This window comes from Gordonia sp. 852002-10350_SCH5691597, assembly GCF_001665715.1.
In the GTDB taxonomy this organism is placed as follows: Bacteria; Actinomycetota; Actinomycetes; order Mycobacteriales; family Mycobacteriaceae; genus Gordonia; species Gordonia sputi.
Genome location: NZ_LZMO01000015.1, coordinates 1 through 18,414 on the forward strand (window position 1 = coordinate 1; position 18,414 = coordinate 18,414).

General features: G+C 65.2%; 15 protein-coding genes and 2 pseudogenes. 10 read left to right on the forward strand and 7 right to left on the reverse strand.

Going from position 1 to position 18,414, the window contains the following annotated elements; all coding sequences use genetic code 11:
* Positions 1–214 (reverse strand): annotated as a pseudogene (locus A5777_RS24515) (acyl-CoA dehydrogenase family protein); the annotation flags it as partial.
* Between A5777_RS24515 and A5777_RS00945 the strand changes: the two are divergent.
* Positions 209–769: pseudogene (locus tag A5777_RS00945) on the forward strand (acyl-CoA dehydrogenase family protein); the annotation flags it as partial. The pseudogenes A5777_RS24515 and A5777_RS00945 overlap by 6 nt on opposite strands.
* Positions 770–782: 13 nt before the next feature.
* Here the strand turns inward: A5777_RS00945 and A5777_RS00950 are convergent.
* Together A5777_RS00950 and A5777_RS00955 are read right to left on the reverse strand one after the other, a co-directional pair.
* Positions 783–2,810 (reverse strand): NAD(+) synthase, encoded by a 2,028-nt coding sequence (locus A5777_RS00950; RefSeq protein ID WP_005204287.1) that lies wholly within the window; start codon positions 2,808–2,810, stop codon positions 783–785.
* A 59-nt stretch (positions 2,811–2,869) separates the two neighbouring features.
* The gene (locus A5777_RS00955; protein WP_039855006.1) at positions 2,870–4,273 is read right to left on the reverse strand and encodes a WS/DGAT/MGAT family O-acyltransferase; all 1,404 of its coding nucleotides are present in this window, start codon (positions 4,271–4,273) and stop codon (positions 2,870–2,872) included.
* A 151-nt stretch (positions 4,274–4,424) separates the two neighbouring features.
* Between A5777_RS00955 and A5777_RS00960 the strand changes: the two genes are divergently transcribed.
* The 6 genes from A5777_RS00960 (at position 4,425) to A5777_RS24930 (ending at position 10,908) form a co-directional block, all read left to right on the forward strand.
* Positions 4,425–5,003: a nuclear transport factor 2 family protein gene (locus tag A5777_RS00960; RefSeq protein WP_064861320.1), complete on the forward strand. Its 579-nt coding sequence runs from the start codon at positions 4,425–4,427 to the stop codon at positions 5,001–5,003.
* 183 nt (positions 5,004–5,186) lie between these two features.
* Positions 5,187–6,179: an acyl-ACP desaturase gene (locus A5777_RS00965; protein WP_005204280.1), complete on the forward strand. Its 993-nt coding sequence runs from the start codon at positions 5,187–5,189 to the stop codon at positions 6,177–6,179.
* A 133-nt stretch (positions 6,180–6,312) separates the two neighbouring features.
* Positions 6,313–7,461, forward strand: a complete 1,149-nt coding sequence (gene dusB, locus A5777_RS00970; RefSeq protein ID WP_082933492.1) for a tRNA dihydrouridine synthase DusB — start codon at positions 6,313–6,315, stop codon at positions 7,459–7,461.
* A 127-nt stretch (positions 7,462–7,588) separates the two neighbouring features.
* Entirely contained in the window at positions 7,589–9,856 is a 2,268-nt protein-coding gene (locus tag A5777_RS00975; protein WP_064861321.1) for an LCP family protein, read from the forward strand.
* A 99-nt stretch (positions 9,857–9,955) separates the two neighbouring features.
* The gene (phoU, locus tag A5777_RS00980) at positions 9,956–10,618 is read left to right on the forward strand and encodes a phosphate signaling complex protein PhoU (protein WP_039855035.1); all 663 of its coding nucleotides are present in this window, start codon (positions 9,956–9,958) and stop codon (positions 10,616–10,618) included.
* A gap of 140 nt (positions 10,619–10,758) precedes the next feature.
* Complete coding sequence (locus A5777_RS24930; RefSeq protein WP_168431243.1) at positions 10,759–10,908, forward strand: hypothetical protein; 150 nt, start codon at positions 10,759–10,761, stop codon at positions 10,906–10,908.
* Between the two features lie 90 nt (positions 10,909–10,998).
* Here the strand turns inward: A5777_RS24930 and pstB are convergent, their stop codons facing one another.
* Genes pstB through pstS form a run of 4 tightly spaced genes read right to left on the reverse strand, consistent with a single transcriptional unit; the run spans position 10,999 to position 15,000 of the window.
* Positions 10,999–11,775, reverse strand: a complete 777-nt coding sequence (pstB, locus tag A5777_RS00985; protein ID WP_005204271.1) for a phosphate ABC transporter ATP-binding protein PstB — start codon at positions 11,773–11,775, stop codon at positions 10,999–11,001.
* 53 nt (positions 11,776–11,828) lie between these two features.
* Positions 11,829–12,758, reverse strand: a complete 930-nt coding sequence (pstA, locus tag A5777_RS00990) for a phosphate ABC transporter permease PstA (protein WP_005204269.1) — start codon at positions 12,756–12,758, stop codon at positions 11,829–11,831.
* Positions 12,755–13,843, reverse strand: coding sequence for a phosphate ABC transporter permease subunit PstC (gene pstC, locus A5777_RS00995; RefSeq protein WP_005204267.1), 1,089 nt, complete (start codon positions 13,841–13,843; stop codon positions 12,755–12,757). Before pstC ends, pstA begins: the two co-directional genes overlap by 4 nt.
* 35 nt (positions 13,844–13,878) lie before the next feature.
* Entirely contained in the window at positions 13,879–15,000 is a 1,122-nt protein-coding gene (gene pstS, locus A5777_RS01000; RefSeq protein WP_039855004.1) for a phosphate ABC transporter substrate-binding protein PstS, read from the reverse strand.
* A 179-nt stretch (positions 15,001–15,179) separates the two neighbouring features.
* Here pstS and A5777_RS01005 point away from each other — a divergent pair, with 179 nt between their 5' ends.
* From A5777_RS01005 to A5777_RS01015, 3 genes are all read left to right on the forward strand, one after another.
* A complete protein-coding gene (locus tag A5777_RS01005; RefSeq protein WP_064861322.1) occupies positions 15,180–16,469 on the forward strand; it encodes a hypothetical protein in 1,290 nt (429 codons plus the stop codon).
* Between the two features lie 61 nt (positions 16,470–16,530).
* Positions 16,531–17,556, forward strand: coding sequence for a glycosyltransferase family 2 protein (locus tag A5777_RS01010; RefSeq protein WP_005204260.1), 1,026 nt, complete (start codon positions 16,531–16,533; stop codon positions 17,554–17,556).
* Positions 17,553–18,269, forward strand: a complete 717-nt coding sequence (locus tag A5777_RS01015; RefSeq protein ID WP_005204258.1) for a DUF998 domain-containing protein — start codon at positions 17,553–17,555, stop codon at positions 18,267–18,269. The genes A5777_RS01010 and A5777_RS01015 overlap by 4 nt, the downstream gene beginning before the upstream one ends.
* Positions 18,270–18,414 lie beyond the last annotated feature (145 nt).

An 18,414-nucleotide genomic window follows, 5' to 3' on the forward strand; every position in this document is an offset into this window, starting at 1 on the left:
CGCGCACCGATGAGAAGGAGAGTTCGGCGGTATCGGACGCCTTGAGTCCGATCTTCTCCAGCTTCCGTCCGACGGCGAAACCCTCGGATGTGGTGTCCACCACCAGAATCGAGAGTCCGGCCCGACGATTGTCGGGATCGAACGATGCGGTGCGGCACACCACCAGAATGCGGTCGGCCAGTGCGCCACCCGTGATGAATGTCTTTGCGCCGTCGGACGGAAGCTGGAGAAGATCGGACTCAAGGCGTCCGATACCGCCGAACTCTCCTTCTCATCGGTGCGCGTGCCCGTCGAGGACCGGCTCGGCGAGGAGGGCAAGGGTTTCTCCTACCTCACACACAACCTGGCGCAGGAGCGCCTGAGCATCGCCATCGGGGCGTCGGCAACCGCGAACGCTGCTCTGCAACACGCCCTCGCCTACACCCGTGAGCGCGACGTGTTCGGCAGGCCCGTTGCGTCGTTCCAGAACACCAAGTTCGTGCTGGCCGAGTGCTCGGCCGACGTCGCGGCGGTGCAGCAGTTCGTCGACCAGGCGTTGATCCTCCACAACCGGGGCGAACTGTCGGTGGCCGACGCCGCGCGCGCCAAGCTCTTCGCCACCGAGACCGCCGGCCGCGTCATCGACAAGTGCCTGCAATTGCACGGCGGATACGGCTACATCACCGAGTACCCCATCGCGCGGCTCTACGCCGACACCCGCGTCTCCCGGATCTACGGCGGCACCAACGAGGTGATGAAGACGATCATCGCGAAGGATTTGGGGCTCTAGAGCTGCCGCGACATCAGCTGCCCTTGAGCTGGTCCAGCCAGGTGCGGGCGGAGGCGTCCGACGGCGAGCGCCAGTCGCCGCGCGGCGACAGCGACCCGCCCGAACCGATTTTCGGCCCGTTGGGCATCGCGGTGCGCTTGAACTGGTTGCTCATGAATCGCTTCAGGAACGTCGAGAGCCAGTGCTCAATGGTCGCGGCGTCGTACTGATTTCGACGCTCCGGCGCGATCAGCTCCGACCACGCACCGCGTTCCCGGTCGCCCCACGCCTGGCCCGCGAGGTAGGCGATCTTGTCGGGGCGGTAGCCGAACCGCGTGAGGTAGTACAGGAAGAAGTCGTGCAGTTCGTAGGGGCCGACGGTGTCCTCTGTGCTCTGGATCGCGCCGTCTTCGCCGGGCGGGACGAGTTCGGGTGAGATCACGTCGTCGAGGATCTCGGCGAGCGTATCGGTGGTCTCCTGCGAGTACTGCCCGGTCGAGATCATCCAGCGAATCAGGTACTGGATCAACGTCTTCGGGACCGACGTGTTGACGTTGTAGTGCGACATTTGGTCGCCGACGCCGTAGGTGCACCACCCCAGCGCGAGTTCGGACAGATCGCCGGTCCCGAGCACGATTCCCCCGTGGAAGTTCGCCAGCCGGAACAGGTGCGACGTCCGCTCGCCTGCCTGCACATTCTCGAAGGTCACGTCGAAGACCTTCTCGCCCTTGGCATAGGGATGTCCGATGTCGGCGAGCATCTGCTCACACGACGGCCGGATGTCGAGTTCGGTGCCGCTGACCCCGAGAGAATCCATCAGCACATGTGCGCGTCGTAGCGTCGCGCCGCCGGTGGCGAATCCCGGCATCGTGTACGCGAGGATGTTGGTGCGCGGCAGGCCGAGTCGGTCGAAGGTGTCGACGGCGACGAGCAATGCGAGCGTCGAATCGAGGCCACCGGACACCCCGATGACGATCTTGTCGATGCCGGTGGCGCGCAGACGTGCGGCCAGGCCCTGAACCTGGATGTCGCGCACCTCGCGGCACCGTTCGTCACGGTCAGCGGCGTCGGCGGGAACGAACGGGAAGCGTGCGACCGAGCGTCGCAGATCATCGTCGACGGCGAGGTCGAGGTCGCCGAACTCGAAGTCGATGTGGCGCAACGACGTCAGACGATCCTTGAGGTCGCCGACCTGATCGTGGAAGCTGCCCATCCGGATGCGCTCCTGGCGTAGCCGGTCGAGGTCGACGTCGGCGACGACGAGTTGCTCGGTCGTCGCGAATCCCTCACTGCGAGTGAGTAGTCCGCCGTTCTCGGCGATCAGCGCATCTCCGTCCCACGCGAGATCGGTTGTGGATTCGCCATATCCGGCCGCAACGTAGACGTAGGCGGCAATACACCGGGCAGAGAGGCTGGTGCACAACGACTTCCGATACGACTCCTTGCCGATCGTGACCGGCGAACCCGACAGGTTCGCGAGAACCGTCGCACCTCCGAGGGCGGCCCAGGTACTCGGCGGGATGGGCACCCAGGCGTCCTCGCAGACCTCGAGATGCAGTGCGAAACCGGGCAGGTCGACGGCGTCGAAGATCAGGTCGGTGCCGAACGGCACCGTTTGTCCGAGCAGCGTCACCGTGTCGGCGAGTGCGTCGCGGGCAGCGCTGAAATACCGCTTGTCGTAGAACTCGCGGTAATTCGGCAGGAACGCCTTAGGTACGACGCCGAGAATCCGACCATCACGCAGCAGGACCGCGCAGTTGTACAGCCCGGCGTCGACGACGAGCGGCAGTCCGACGGCCACCAGCGGGCGCAGGCCCTCACTCGCGGCGACGACGGTGGCGAGCGCGTCGAGCGCGGCGTCGATCACCGCATCCTGTTGGACCAGATCGTCGATGCTGTATCCGGTGAGCCCCATCTCGGGGAACACGACGAATGCGGCCCCCTCGGTGGCCGCCTGCCGCATCAATTCGACGGTGGCCTGCGCGTTGGCCGCCGGGTCGGCGATACGGACGACGGGCACCGCGCCCGCTACTCGGGCGAATCCGTGGCGATAGATGGACACAGGGCAAAGCTTAGTGACCAGATGACCCCATCACCGCAAGACCCCATCACCGCAAGACCTCAGTCGCCGCACACCTCGAGAAGCGTCTTGAGCTGTTCGTCGAACGCGTGGGCGAGGAAGTCGATATCGGGGATCTGATCGGTGCACCCGAGGATTCCGACGTTGAGCTCGCCGTCGGCCGAGAACACCGTGATGTTGAGCCCGAGCCCGTGGAAGATCGGCCCGAGCGGGTAGACCGCCGTCACGCGCGCGCCGCAGAAGTACACCGGGATGTCGGCGCCCGCGACGTTCGACACCGTCACGTTGAAGACCGGAGGGTGCTTGAGCGCCAACTTCCGGTCGCCGTAGAACTTCATCAGCGTCGACATCGTGGTGCCGGGCGCGAACTGGGCCCAGGCACGCAGGATGTTCGCGTCGATGTCGGCGTGGTGCGCCTTCGCTTTTCGCGAGAGCTCGGCGGCACGCTCGATCCGTTCGACGGGATCGGCGACGTCGGAGGCCAATTGCGTGAACATGCCCGACACCTTGTTGGTGCCCTCCACCATCAACCCGCTGTCGTCGGCGCCGTGAACCGACACCGGCACCATCGCGACGAGCGGCCTGTCCGGCAGCTCGTTGTGCGCCAACAGATATTCACGGAGCGCCCCGCCGGTGATCGCCAGCACGACGTCGTTGACCTTGACTCCGAACCGGTTCTTGACGCGCTTGATGTCGGCGAGGGAGAGCTGGGTCAGTGCGATCGAACGGTGCGGTGTGATGGGGCCGTTGAATCGGGTTCGCGGCGCCCCGAACGGTGCGGGCATCGCCTCGTGCGAGCGCGCCCGACGCAGCCACGCGAACGGAACCGCGACCGTCTCCGGCAGCAGACGCGCCATCGCGATCGGACGTCGGATCAGGTAGTGGACCGCACCCGTCGCGGCGAGCACCGCATGCGACGACCCGCCTGCGGTCTGATGCAGCAGATCGGCGTCGAGGTCGGGTTGCTCGGGCGAGAGCGAGAAGAGCTGCGAGAGCACCTCGGCGCTGCCGACACCGTCGACCGCGGCGTGGTGCATCCGCAGCATGATCATGATCCGCCCGTTGGACAGGCCCTCGATGACCCACAGTTCCCACAACGGCTTCGCGCGGTCGAGGGTCTGCCCGGCCAGATGTCCACAGAGCTCGGTGACCTCGCCGATCCCGCCCGGCGCCGGAACCGCCACGCGGTGCACGTGCCGGTCGATGTCGAAATGGTCGTCCTCCACCCACGCGGGGTGGTCGATGTTGATCAGCGAGTTGTCGAGCTTGCGTCGAAATTTCGGGGTCGCACGGACGAGCTGTCGCATCTGATCACGGATACGGCCGAACGAATACCCACCCAGAATCGTCGACGGATCAACCTCGATCAGGCCGATGATCTGCATCAACTGCGACCGCGTCTCCATGTACAGGAACGAGGCGTCCAAACCGCTCAGCCGCTCCATCGCAAATCCTCCGCATCCTGCTCGCCCGCGCCGTCGCGCACGCCCGTCTACGTCGACGGGTCGATGATGAAATCGAACCACGTCTGTGCGTCGTCGCGCTCCTTTTCCATAACGCTTCGCGCACCCGCCGTAGTTCCCTACGATCAGCCGGATGCGCACCGAAAACGCCGCGTCTGCCGCGGATGCCCGATTCTCGCCGACCCCGTTCGAGCTCGATGAGTTGTCGGAGGCGTTCGACGTCTTCGAGGCCACCGTCGCAGGCATCGCGGCGCATGCCCGCGCCGAGCCGTCCGAGGCGCCTGCTGCCTGGGCGCGCTTCGCCGACCTCTTCACCCCCGACGCCGACTACATCGAGCACGCGCTCGGCACCATGCACGGCAGGGATGAGATCCGACCGTGGATCGTGAAGACGATGACCCGCTTCCCCGGCGACCACATGGTTGCCTTCCCCAATCTGTGGAAGGTGTTCGACGCCCCGACCGGCCGCGTGATCTTCGAAGTCGACAATCCGATGTGCGATCCCGGCGACGGAAGCGTCATCACCGCGACCAACATTTCGATCATCACGTACGCCGGCGACGGTCTGTGGAGGTGCGAGGAGGACATCTACAACCCCAAGGAGTTCGGCATCGCCGCAATGCAGTGGTGTGACAAGGCGCGCGAACTCGGTACCCTTGACGACGACGCCGCCACGTGGGCGTCGACGTTCGGCCGAGCGTTTCGGGGGTAACGCTTGCGAGCCAAGTTACGACACCGTAAGTGCGTACTTGGGTAACGCCTGCTCGGTGCCGTAACCTTACTGACTGACTTGAATGCATGTCGGTCACCGAGCCAGGCATGACAACCAGAGACGACAGTCGGAGACTACGACAGTCCGACCTGTTTCGATGTGGACCGTTCGGAGGAACGAACAATGGCACGTGAGCTCACTCAGCTCGATCTGCTCCGCGAGTTGGCACCGGTTGCCGAGGACAACGTCAACCGGCACCTGAAGATCGCGAAGAGCTGGAACCCGCACGACTACGTCCCCTGGGACGAGGGTCGTAACTTCGCCGCGCTCGGCGGCGTCGACTACGACCCCGAACAGTCGCAGCTCGATGAGGTCGCGAAGGCCGCGATGATCACCAACCTGCTGACCGAGGACAACCTGCCCTCCTACCACCGGGTGATCGCCGACAACTTCTCGATGGATTCGGCATGGGGCTTCTGGGTCGGTCGCTGGACCGCCGAGGAGAACCGGCACTCGATCGTCATGCGCGACTACCTCACGGTGACGCGCGGCGTCGACCCCGCCCAGCTCGAGGCCGACCGCATGGTCCACATGACCAACGGTTACTCACCCGAGTCCGCCGCAGGCGACCGCGTCGAGGAGATGATGGAGAAGGGCGGCGAGATGGGCCTGCTGCACTCCGTCGCCTACGTGACGTTCCAGGAGCTCGCCACGCGCGTCAGCCACCGCAACACCGGTAAGGCGTGCAACGATCCGATCGCCGACAAGATGCTTCAGCGCATCGCTGCCGACGAGAACCTGCACATGATCTTCTACCGCAACATCTGCGGCGCAGGAATGGACATCGCTCCCGACCAGACGCTGCGTGCCGTGACCGACATCGTCACCAACTTCCAGATGCCCGGCGCCGGAATGCCCAACTTCCGCCGCCACGGCGTGTTGATGGCCAAGCACGGCATCTACGACCTGCGCCAGCACCTCGAAGAGGTCATCCAGCCCGTCCTGCGCAAGTGGAACGTCTTCGATCGCGACGACTTCTCCGCCGAGGGCGACAAGACCCGCGAAGAGCTCGCAGCCTTCCTCGAGCAGCTCGAGAAGGACACCATCAAGTTCGAGGAGATGCGCGACCGCGCACTCGCCCGCGAAGCCAAGAAGCGCGAGCGTCAGGCGTCCTGACGCAACCATTGGCTTGACGACGACGATCCGAACCCCAGCAGCGCCGGCGCCCTCCACAATCCACGAGGGCGCCGGTGCGCTGTCGGCTGCGCACGCCACGCCGCCGCGCGACACTCCGCTGCGTGACACCCCTATGCGTGACTCCCCCCTGCGAATCGGCACGATCGAACTCGCGAGTCCCGTGGTGCTCGCGCCGATGGCAGGCGTCACCAACGTGGCGTTCCGGACGCTGTGTCGCGAACTCGAATTGGCCCGCACCGGCACGGTGTCGGGTCTGTACGTATGCGAGATGGTCACCGCACGAGCGCTCGTCGAGCGGCATCCGGTCACCATGCACATGACCACGTTCGGCCCGGACGAGAATCCGCGGTCGATGCAGCTGTACACGGTCGATCCGCGCTACACCTACGAGGCAGCCAAGATGATCGTCGACGAGAATCTCGCCGACCACATCGACATGAACTTCGGTTGCCCGGTGCCGAAGGTGACCCGCAAGGGTGGCGGCTCCGCGATCCCCTACAAGCGCACCCTCTTCCAACGCATCGTCGCGGCCGCGGTCAAGGCGACCGAGGGCACCGACATCCCCGTCACCGTCAAGTTCCGCATCGGGATCGACGACGAGCACCACACGCACCTCGACGCCGGGCGCATCGCTGCGGCCGAGGGCGCGAAAGCTGTTGCGCTCCATGCCCGTACGGCTTCGCAACGGTACTCCGGCGAGGCTGGCTGGGCCGAGATCGCCCGTCTCAAGGAGCACGTGACCGACGTGCCGGTGCTCGGCAACGGCGACATCTTCGAACCCCGGGACGCCGTGGCCATGATGGCGCAGACCGGATGCGACGGCGTCGTCGTGGGACGCGGCTGCCTCGGCAGGCCGTGGCTGTTCGCCGAACTCGCCGCTGAACTCAATGGGCTGCCCGCACCCGCTGCGCCGAACCTCGGTGAGGTCGCGCAGATCATCGTCAGGCACGGCGAGTTGCTCGCCGATCACCACGGCGAGGACAAGGGCATGCGCGAGATGCGCAAACACGTCGCCTGGTATCTGCGCGGATTCCCGGCCGGTTCGGAGATCCGTTCGCGCATGTCGCTGGTGTCGACGCTCGACGAACTCCGCGACCTCGTCGGGTCACTTCCCGCCGATACGCCATTTCCCGAGGACGGGCACGGTCCACGTGGTCGGCAGGGATCGCCCGCCAAGGTCGCACTCCCCGACGGTTGGCTCGACGACCCCTACGAAGACGTTGTCCCCGCGGGTGCAGAGGTCATGCACTCCGGCGGCTGAGGCGCTTCTCAGGACCTATCAGTACTATGTCCGAAGGTCCCAAGGCGGGATCTGAGTTCTTCCTGCTCGCCGCAGCGTTCAGCCCCGACGGGCGGCAGCCTCACCACGGGGTACGAGGATTTGTGACGTGAGTCGTTGGACACCCAAGCCGCACGGCGACGAGCCGGGCGACCGGGACGACTCGTCATCGTCATCAACTCCACGCACGTCACGCTCATCGAACCCCAATGACGGCAGGCTGCGTGAGCCGCGCGCCGCCGATCGATACGTCCGCGGCCGCAGTCGAATGACCGTCCGCGAGTTGATGGAGCAGATGAACGCCGATCCCGGCGCACGCTCCGATTCCCCTTCTGACAGCTCGCCACGTGCTGACCAGCCGTCGACTTCCAGCAGGCAGCCGCGCGGCGATTCGTCGCCGACCGAGGCCATTCCGCGCGTCGGCGGCCGTTCCGGCCTTCGTCGGGCACGGCGTGGCAACCGCGCTCCCGCGGATGACGCGTCGAAGCGCCCCTCCGAGACGCCGGGGGCCAAGTCCGAGACGCCAGGGGCCAGCTCCGACACGCCAGGGGCCAACGAGGTCACGCGCAAGATCCCGATCGTCGGTGCCACGCCTGCGCCCGTCGTCGACCTCAGTGACAGGGCGACCACGGAGCGGGTCGTCGAGGAATCGCGGGCGCAGGAGTCGCACCGCGAACCCGACGCCCCCACCGCCGCCACCCCGAACGATGCGCCCGCCGAGTCGTCGGCTCCCGAGGCGGATCAGAAACCGGCGTCCCCACCGCTCGAGCCGACGCCGGATCTCACCGAGACGATCGCGCTGCGTTCACGACCACAGAGTGTTGGGCGTCGACGTCACAACCGCTCGACACGTCAGAATGTGGCTTTCACCGGCCGCATCATGGTCGCCATCGCGTGCGTCATGGCGCTCGTCGGGACCGGCTTCGTGTGGGGGTACATGAAGTCGAAGAACAGCGATTGGCGGACCATCGCCGCCGTCGACCCCGACGACACGAACATTCGCAACAAAGACGCCCAGTACGGCGACGAGAACTACCTGATCGTCGGTACCGACACCCGCAGCGGCAAGAACGGCAAGGTTGGCGCGGGCACCACGGCCGACGCCGAGGGCGCACGTTCTGACACGGTGATCCTGGTCAACATCCCCGCCAACCGCAGCCGCGTGGTTGCGGTCTCGTTCCCGCGGGATCTGCAGGTCGACCGACCCGAATGTCAGGATTGGGACAACGACGCCGGAACCTATACCGGCGACCTACCCGCGGCCAGCCAGGTGAAACTGAACAGCGTCTACGCCGACGGTGGACCGAAGTGCCTGGTCAAGGTCATCACCGAGATGAGTGGTCTGAACATCAACCACTTCATCGGGATGGACTTCTCCGGCTTCGAGAAGATCGTGCGCGCAGTCGGCGGCGTCGAGGTGTGCTCCACGACGCCGGTGTACGACTACGAACTCGGCCAGATCCTCTCCAAGCCGGGCAAGCAGACGATCACCGGCCGCAAGGCGCTCAACTACGTCCGCGCCCGCACGGTGTCGACGGAGGGCAACGGCGACTACGGACGCATCAAGCGCCAACAATTGTTCATGTCGTCACTGCTGCGGTCGACGCTCTCAGGCAACGTCCTGTCCAATCCGGCCAAGCTCAACAGCATCGTCAACACCTTCATCAAGAACAGCTACGTCGACGGCGTCGACACGCAGTCACTGCTCAAACTCGCCGACTCGATGCAGGGTATCGAGGCGGGTCGCGTGACGTTCCTGACCATCCCGACGTCGGGTACGGCGACCGACGGCTCGAATAACGAGATCCCGCGCACCGACGACATCAACGCCATCTTCAACGCGATCATCGACGACGATCCGCTCCCCGGCGAGCAGGCCGCGAAGAAGAAGCAGAGCAGTTCGTCGAAGAAGCAGACCACGGCGGCCGGCGCCACCACGAGTACGTCGCAGACGCCGTCGACGGTCTCGGCTACCGCGCAGAACCCGAGCAACGTCGGGGTGCGTGTGCTCAACGGCACGGGCAAGGCCGGGCAAGCCGCCGACGCGTCCGACCAGCTGACCGCCCAGGGCTTCGACGTCCGCGGCGTCGCGGATGCATCGGAGAACCGCACAGATACCGTCGTGCGCTACGGGCCGGGTGAACAGGACTCTGCTGCGACACTCGCCGCGATGTTCCCCGGCGCCAAGATCCAGAGCGACAAGACAGTGAAGTCGGGCGTCGAGGTCATTCTCGGCAGCGACTTCGCCGGCAGCGTCACCAGTGCTCCCGCCGCAGGCGAGACGCTATCGGCGCAGGCACTGCCTCCAGCGGCGAACTCCAGCAATCTGCCCAACGATCTCGCGGTGACCAACGCGGGCGACACCACCTGCTCCTGACGGGCGCAGGTGCGCGAGCAGAGCTACTCACCGCGCGTTCACGGTGTGTTCACCACGCGGAAGATCGTGATCTGCGGCACGCACAGTACCCTTGAGGGTATGCGTACCGCGTATCAAGAACAGCTGCATTCACTGAATGCGGTGCTCGGAGAAATGTGCGATCTGGCCGGTTCAGCAATGGACCGTGCCACCCAGGCCCTCTTGCAGGCCGATCTCGCCATTGCCGAGGAAGTGCTGTCGGAGAACGACAAACTGTCCGAACTGTCCGCGCGCGCCGAGGAGCAGGCGTTCGCGCTTCTCGCGCTCCAGGCTCCCGTCGCAGGCGACCTGCGCGGAGTTGTCAGTGGGTTCCAGATCGTCGCAGACGTCGACCGTATGGGCGCGCTGGCGCTGCACGTCGCCAAGGTCGCCCGACGACGCCATCCCGCTAAGGCCCTGCCCGAAGAGGTCAACGGCTACTTCGCCGAGATGGGCAGGCTGGCAGTCCAGCTCGCCACCAACGCGCGCGAGGTCCTCGACACGCAAGATCCCGAGGCTGCGGTTCGTCTACAAGAAGACGACGACGCCATGGACGATCTCCACCGCCACCTGTTCACGGTGCTGATGGACCGGGACTGGCAGCACGGAGTTGCCGCAGCCGTCGACGTCACCCTGCTGGGCCGATACTACGAGCGCTTCGCCGACCACGCCGTACTCATCGGCCGTCGGGTCGTCTTCCAGGCCACCGGCCAGACGCCCGAGCAGTTCCTAGACGCTTCTTAAAGCACAGACGCTTCCCGACACACCCCCACCACCGACGTCGGTGGATCACACCCCGGTTCGGATGTGATTCACCGACGTTTCTCGTCGTGGAGGGCGTCCTGACTTCACGCACACCAGGCGCGCAGTCTAGGGTGAGCGCCATGGGCGTGCACTATCCGGCAGAACCCGATTTCAATGCCGAATCCGACGACGAAGCCGAAGCACATCTCCGGCGACGCCAGCTGTTCGTCTATGTCGGCGTGACGCTGTCGCTCGTCGCTCTGCTGGTCATACTGTTGCTCAACATGTGAGCGCCCCCATCAACGCAAAAGACCCGCGACGATTCCTCGTCGCGGGTCTTTGTCTGCTTGTGTGCCTGTGCGTCGTTGCCCGGCCGGTGATCAGCCGAAGCGGCCGGAGATGTAGTCCTCGGTCTCGCGCTTGGTGGGGTGCGTGAAGATGGTCTCGGTGTCGCCGATCTCGACCAACTGTCCCGGCTGGCCGACGCCCTCGAGGTTGAAGAACGCGGTCTGATCACTGACACGCGCAGCCTGCTGCATGTTGTGCGTGACGATGACGATCGTGAAGTCCTTCTTCAGCTCGCCCATCAGATCCTCGATGGCCAGCGTCGAGATCGGATCGAGCGCAGAGCACGGCTCATCCATCAGCAGGACGTCCGGCGAGACCGCGATGGCACGCGCGATGCACAGTCGCTGCTGCTGACCACCCGAGAGACCGCCACCGGGCTTGTCGAGGCGGTCCTTGACCTCTTCCCACAGGTTGGCGCCGCGAAGGCTTCGCTCGGCCACCTCGTTGAGCTGCTTCTTGTTGCGAATGCCCTGCAGGCGAAGACCTGCGACGACGTTGTCTCGGATCGACATGGTCGGGAAGGGATTGGGCCGCTGGAACACCATGCCGATCGTCGTACGGACGCTCGTCGGGTTGACCTCTTTGGAGTAGATGTCCTCACCGTCGAGCAGCACACTGCCGACCGCGTATGCGCCGGGAATCTCCTCGTGCATGCGATTGAGCGTGCGCAGCACCGTCGACTTGCCGCAGCCCGACGGACCGATGAACGCGGTGATGCTGCGCGGCGGCACTGCAAGAGTCACTTCCTTCACGGCGTGGAACTTGCTGTAGTAGATATTCAGGTCTTTGATGTCGAGGCGCTTGGCCATGGCATTACTCTCTCGTGCTGTTGATGTACGACGCTGTTGCTGGGCGTGCGGTCTTACCTGGACTTGGGTGCCAGGAACTTCGCGAGCAGCGCTGCGACGATGTTGAGGATGGCGATGATGATGATCAGCGTCAGCGCTGCACCCCAGTAGTAGAACGACGACGCCGGCTGACTCGCCGCCCACATGTCCTTGATGAACAGAGGCAGCGAGTTCATACCGCCCTCGAAGGGGTTGGTCTTGACCAGCGAACTCGCCGGACCCGCGAGGATCAGGACTGGGGCGGTCTCACCCATGATGCGTGCGATGGCGAGGAAGATGCCGCTGAGCATGCCCGACAGCGCGGTCGGGATCACGACACGCATGATCGTCTTCCACTTGGGGATGCCCAGTGCGTACGACGCCTCGCGCAGTTCGTCGGGTACGAGCTTGAGCATCTCCTCCGACGATCGGACGACGATCGGGATCATCAGCAGGATGAGCGCGAGACTGACCATGAAGGCGCTCTGTCCCATCGAGAGTCCGATGACGAACACCGTGAAGATGAACAGCGTCGCGACGATCGACGGCACGCCCGCGAGAATGTCGACCATGAAGCTGACCGGTTTGACCAGCTTCGACGTCGGGTACTCGACCAGGAGAACGGCCGTGAGCACCGCGATCGGGACCGAGATGATCGTGGCGACGAGCGCCTGGATGATCGAACCGACGATCGCGGGCGCGATTCCCGCGCCGTAGTCGGTTGTGGTGTCGACTGCGTAGCCGTCGCCGAACCACCAGTTCGGGTCGGTGATGGCGCTCGCTCCATTCGAGAGCACCGTCCACAGCAACCACACCAGTGGAATGACGCCGAGCGCGAAGCAGATGAAGAAAGCGGCGCGCGCACCGTTGTTGCGGATTCGACGGCTCAGCGAGATCTCGCGGAATGCCGACGGATGTTGTTTGACCGGGCCGCCGCCTGCGCCCTTATCGAGTGCGATGCTCATCCGTTGACCTTTCCGCCTGCGACCGTGCGAGCGACCGCGTTCACCACGAATGTCAGGAGGAACAGCACCAGACCGGCCGCGATGTAGGCGCTCTGGGTGTCCTGGCTACCGACGAACTCGCCGACGTCGCGAGCGATCTTCGACGCGAACGTGTCGCCGCCTTCGAACAGCGACCACTTGAGGCGGCCGACGGCGGCACTCAGGATGATCATGACGGCGATGGTCTCGCCGAGCGCACGTCCGAGCGCCAGCATCGCCGCGGCGATCATGCCGGAGCGTCCGTACGGGAACGAGGTCATCCGGATGACCTCCCACTTCGTCGCACCGAGGGCCAGTGCCGCTTCTTTCTGGCCGGGAGGGGTCTGGCGCAGCACCTCTCGGGTGATCGAGGTGATGATCGGCAGCATCATGATCGCGAGCACGATGCCCGCGGTGAAGATCGTGCCGCCGCCGCTGACTGACGTGCTACCGGCGGAGAAGAGGAAGAACCAGCCGAGCACGCTGTTGAGCCTCTCCGCGAACGGCGCGATCACCGGCGCGAGGACGTAGATGCCCCAGAGACCGAAGATGATCGACGGCACCGCCGCGAGCAGATCGATGACCGCGGCGAGCGGGCGGGCGACCTGTCGCGGGGCGTACTCCACGAGGAACACCGCGATGCCGATCGCGATCGGGGTGGCGATGACCAGGGCGAACAGCGAGGTCAGGACCGTCGCGCGGAACAACTCCCAGATGCCGAAACGCACCGTGTCGTTGTCGAAGTTCGCCGAACTGACGTCCCACTGGGACGAGAAGATGAAGTTGGCGTGGTTCGCCAGCATCGCCGGTATGGCATTGACGATCAGTGCAATGCCGATACCGGCGACGAGGACGACCACGAAGAAACCCGTGCCCCGCGCGAGGTAGGAGAAAAGCTGGTCGCCGAGTGCGCCGCGGTGGCTGCGCAGGCCCGGGTGGAGCTGCTCTTCGAGCTGCTCCTCGGAATCCGGAGGCAACTGGTCGGACGATTCGGGAGGCTGCGTGCCGGGTTCGGGCGGGGTCTCCGCCTTCCCCCGGCCCACACCGGTGGTGTCATCCACAGACATAACTCATATCGCTTCGGGTCGGTGTTTTCGTGTGATTACTGAAGGGCGTTGATCGACGAAGTCAGCTTCTGCTGGAATTCGCTCGGCAGCGGGATGTAGCCCGCGTTGACCAGATCCTGGCCCTGGTTCTGCGGTGCAGACGCCACCGAGAGGAACGTCTTGACACCCTGGCCAACCGAAGTATCGGCGTACTTCGAGCAGACGATCGAGTATGTTGCCAGAATGATCGGGTACGCGCCCGCCTCGGTCGGCTTGTAGAACGATTCGGTGTCGATGACCATGTTGTGGTTGTCGGGACCGTTCTTGAGAGTCGCCGCCGCGATGGTCTTACCGCCGGTCTCAGAGTTCAGCTCCACACCGCTCTTGTCCTGATCGGTGATGATCTTCGCCATCGACAGCTTGTTGGACTGCGCGTACGCCCACTCGACGTAGGCGATCGATCCGGGGGTCGGCTTCACTGCGGAACCAACGCCGGGGTTGCCCTGCTTGCCCTCGCCGACACCACCGTTGAAGGTCTTGCCCGCACCCTTGGTCCATCCGCCCGCGGCGGTCAGGTACTTCTGGAAGTTGTCCGTCGTGCCCGACTGGTCAGCACGGTAGATCACGCTGATAGCAGTGCTGGGAAGGGTCTTGCCCGGGTTGTCGGCGGCAATCGCCGGATCGTTCCAGGTCTTTGCCTCGCCGCTGAAGATCTTGGAGAGCGTCGGACCCGACAGCGCGAGATCGTTGACACCATCGACGTTGTAGGTCACGGCGATCGGACCGAACACGAGCGGCAGCTGCCATGCTTCCGAGCCACAGCGCTGTGCGGCCTTCTGGATCTCGTCGCCCTTCAGCGGCGAGTCGGAGCCACCGAAGTCGGTGAGATTCTGCGTGAAGTCGGAGACACCCTGTCCCGAGCCTCCGCCACCGTAGGCGAGCTCGTGACCGGGGCAGGTCTTCGCAAACGAGGTGGAGAAGATCTTCATGGCGTTGGCCTGGGCTGTCGAACCACTCGCCTTGAGTGACTGCTTGCCCTCGCACTTGATGTCAGTCACCGCTGAGGCGGGCGCTGCGCTCGTGCCGCCCTTGTCAGCATTGCTGCTACACGCACCGAGAACGAGGGCGGAGCTGGCGGCCATCACGGCGACAGCGGCTCCTGTACGACTCAATTTCACTTTCTGGTTCCCTCCAGCATCAGAACATGGCAGTCCCGCCAAGCGGCTTTGCCCGGTCGCAATGACAGTAGGGTGCCGTGGTGGACGTACCGGGCACCGAAGGTGAACGGAAGATGAATTGGACATCTCCGGCGCGGCCTGCGCGTATTAGGTAAGCCTTTGTTAAAGTCATCAGGAAGATGAGTAGTTCAGCCACTTCCCCCGACGCGTCGCGCACTTTCACCGGCGCGGCCATCGACGCGCATCACAGTGGCCATCGCAGCGCCGTCGTCGTCGGTCCGCTCGATCTCCCGGACGCGAACTGCGCGTCGCAACGGCTCATCCGCTTCGCGAAGCGTGGCCCCCACACACGCATCGGGCTCGTACCATCACACGATCGTCGCGCCTGGTCATACGCGCCCGACAGGTTGGCCGACGCCGTCCACACCGCGCCACCGACCGACGATCCCCTGGCGTTGCTCGACCTAGTGGCGGCGCTTCCACCTCGGCATCTGCGCGTCGTACTCAGTGGCCGCTACCTGGCAATCGACTACGACCACGGCCTCGGCGACACCACGCTCCTCAACACCATCGTCGACGTTCTGCTCAGCGAGGAGATCCCCGAAACCATCGCGGCATCTCCGCGCTGGTGGACGCCGACGCGTGCCCTCGCGATCGCGGGTGCAGCTGTGCTGTCGAATCCACGGCGGCTGCGCGCGCTGGCCCACATGCATCGGTCGCGCGACTACCGAGCACCGCAACCGTCAACCCTCGTACCGGTCGATCCGCCGCGACAGGCGACAAGCGTGTTCGCGCGAACACCACGCGACGTCGTCGACTCGATGCGCGCGGCGCGCACGTCGCGCGCGTCAGGCGTCGGAATGTTCACGCTGCACACCGTCGCGCTCGTGCGCGCGCTGACCGCCGCCGGGCTGCGCGTGAATCCGATGGTCACACTTCCGTTCGACGCGAGGGCCTATCTCCCCCGATCCGTGGGAACCATGGCGAACTTCGCTGCCGGCCTCGACTTCGTCGTACTCCCCGACACAGCGCCCGACGCACTGCAGGCAGAATTGTCAGCGGCGTCGTCGATGGGTCGCCCCGTCGCGAATCTCCTTGTGACAGCGGCAAAGTCGAGAGCTGCCGCGAGGGGACAGCGCCGAAGACGGGTGGCGGCGACCGGGCAACAGTCGTGGGCGCCCGCGGGCGAGGCGGCGATCGACCTACTGCACTCCTCGGGCGGCGTCGTACCGGGACGTAATCAGCGGTGGAACTTCTCCGACACCGAGAAGGCATTGGTCATCGGCATCGCCGAGCCTCCATCACCCACCGGGATCACCGTCACGAGTGCATCGGTCGCCGGAAGTCTGTGTCTCACAGCGACGTTCCGCGACGACGTCTTTCCAGCCGACGCTGTGGCAGCCGCACTCGCGGACGTACCGGCACAGGCGTTGGCGGTGCTCGGAGAGACGATCCCCGCACCGCGGTAGTACGTCGATCACATCCGACTAGTTTGGTTAGCCTTCCCTAATCCTTATGGGTTAGGCTACCGTGGTCCGCCGTCCCGCATGCCGTCCGGAGTCGAAGTTGTCGCACCCGCATCAGCAGTCCACTGCGCCCACCCTGTCGGCGATCATCTGCTGCTACACCTCCGACCGCGCAGCGCTCCTCACGCGCGCCATCGCCGCGACACGCGCACAACTCCTCGACGTCGACGAGCTCATCGTCGTGGTCGATCACAACGACGACCTGCTCACCTCACTGACAGCGCAGTTCTCCACTGACCAGTCCGCGGTCACCGTCGTCGCATCAGCGGGACCGCGAGGACTGTCCGAGGCTCGTAACACCGGCACTCGCACTGCACGTGGTGACGTCTTGGTCTTCATCGACGACGACGCCGAGCCGGTACCCGGATCGTTCGCCGCCGTTCGATCGCGATTCGCCGGCGACGACATCAGCGCCCTGGGCGGTGCAGTCGATGCCCAGTGGCTTGCTCCCCGGCCGAGATGGTTCCCCGAGGAGTTCGGCTGGGTCGTCGGCTGCGACTATCGCGGCCTACCGGGACACGGTGCACAGATCCGCAATCCGATCGGTGCGGCGATGGCGGTACGACGCGATCGGCTCGAGGCCGTCGGAGGCTTCTCGACGGCACTCGGTCGGCACGCCGATCTTCCCTCCGGATGCGAAGAGACGCTCATGGGAATCGCTCTGCGCCAACAGTTCCCGAATTCGACGATCCTGCGCGACACGGATTTCCGTGTCCGACATGCGGTGTCACCCGACCGCACCCGGTTCTCCTACTTCACGCGCCGCTGTTACGAAGAGGGCCGCTCCAAGGCGACTCTGTCGCGCCTGACCTCAACCGACACAGCACTTTCCACCGAGCGCGGATACGCGACCCGCACACTGCCCCAGGGCGCGTGGCGTTCACGTCGCACCCCGACGCGGGTCGCGGCACTCATCGCGGGCCTGTTCGTCACATGCGCGGGGTTCGGCGCCGGAACCCTGAAATCGATTGGTCGTGGCGCGCCCGCCACTGCCCATGAGTCTCCCCGAGAGGTCAGCACCATCCCATGAAAGTCATCCGACTCCTGATCGACCCGCGCATCACGCTGGTCGCCGCGCTCGTCGTGCTCCAGTTCTTCGCCGCGGAATGGGTGGTCTCCGCGACGTGGCGTGGACAGTACTCCTACCAGACAGACCAGATCGGTCCACTCGGCCTCGAATTCTGTGGCCCACAGGGACGTTGGCCGTGCAGTGCGCTCTACCCGGTGATGAATGTCAGCTTCGTTCTCACCGGCCTGGCCATCGCGGTGGTGGCGTCGAGCTGGGCGGTGCGTCGGATCGTCACGTTCCCGCACGCGGGCGCGCTGGCCATCGCGGGAGTCGGACTGGCCGTCACCGGAATCATCACCGAGAAGACCGATTACCAACAGCATTCGGCAGCGCTGACCACCTTCTTCGTGCTCGCATCCGTGGGGCTCGCGATGATCGGGTTCTCCGGTTCGACACGGCTGGCGGCTGGGGTTCGTGCGTTCACAGCCCTCGCCGGAACGGTCGCCACCGTCGCATTCATCGCTTACGCAACAGGTTTGACCGGCTGGTTCGGGTCGGGTGGCACCCAGCGACTGATCATCTACCCGATCCTGATCGCCGTCGTGGTGGCGGGAGTGTCGAGCGGTCGGGTCCGCGTTGCCGACGACCACACCTCCGACACCGAACCCGCAGTCGCCGAGCAAGAAGTCGCCGGGCCAGAAGTCTCACAGCCGGGTCCGGTGACCACCGGATGAAGCTCGCCTCGTGCGCGCTCATCGGAGTACTAGCCATCTCACTCGCGGCCTGCACCGTCCCGCGCACGGACGCAGAACCTCCCGCAACGACGGCCAACGCCGACGTCGTCTCCGACGAATTCGACGGTCCCGCAGGCCCTGTCAC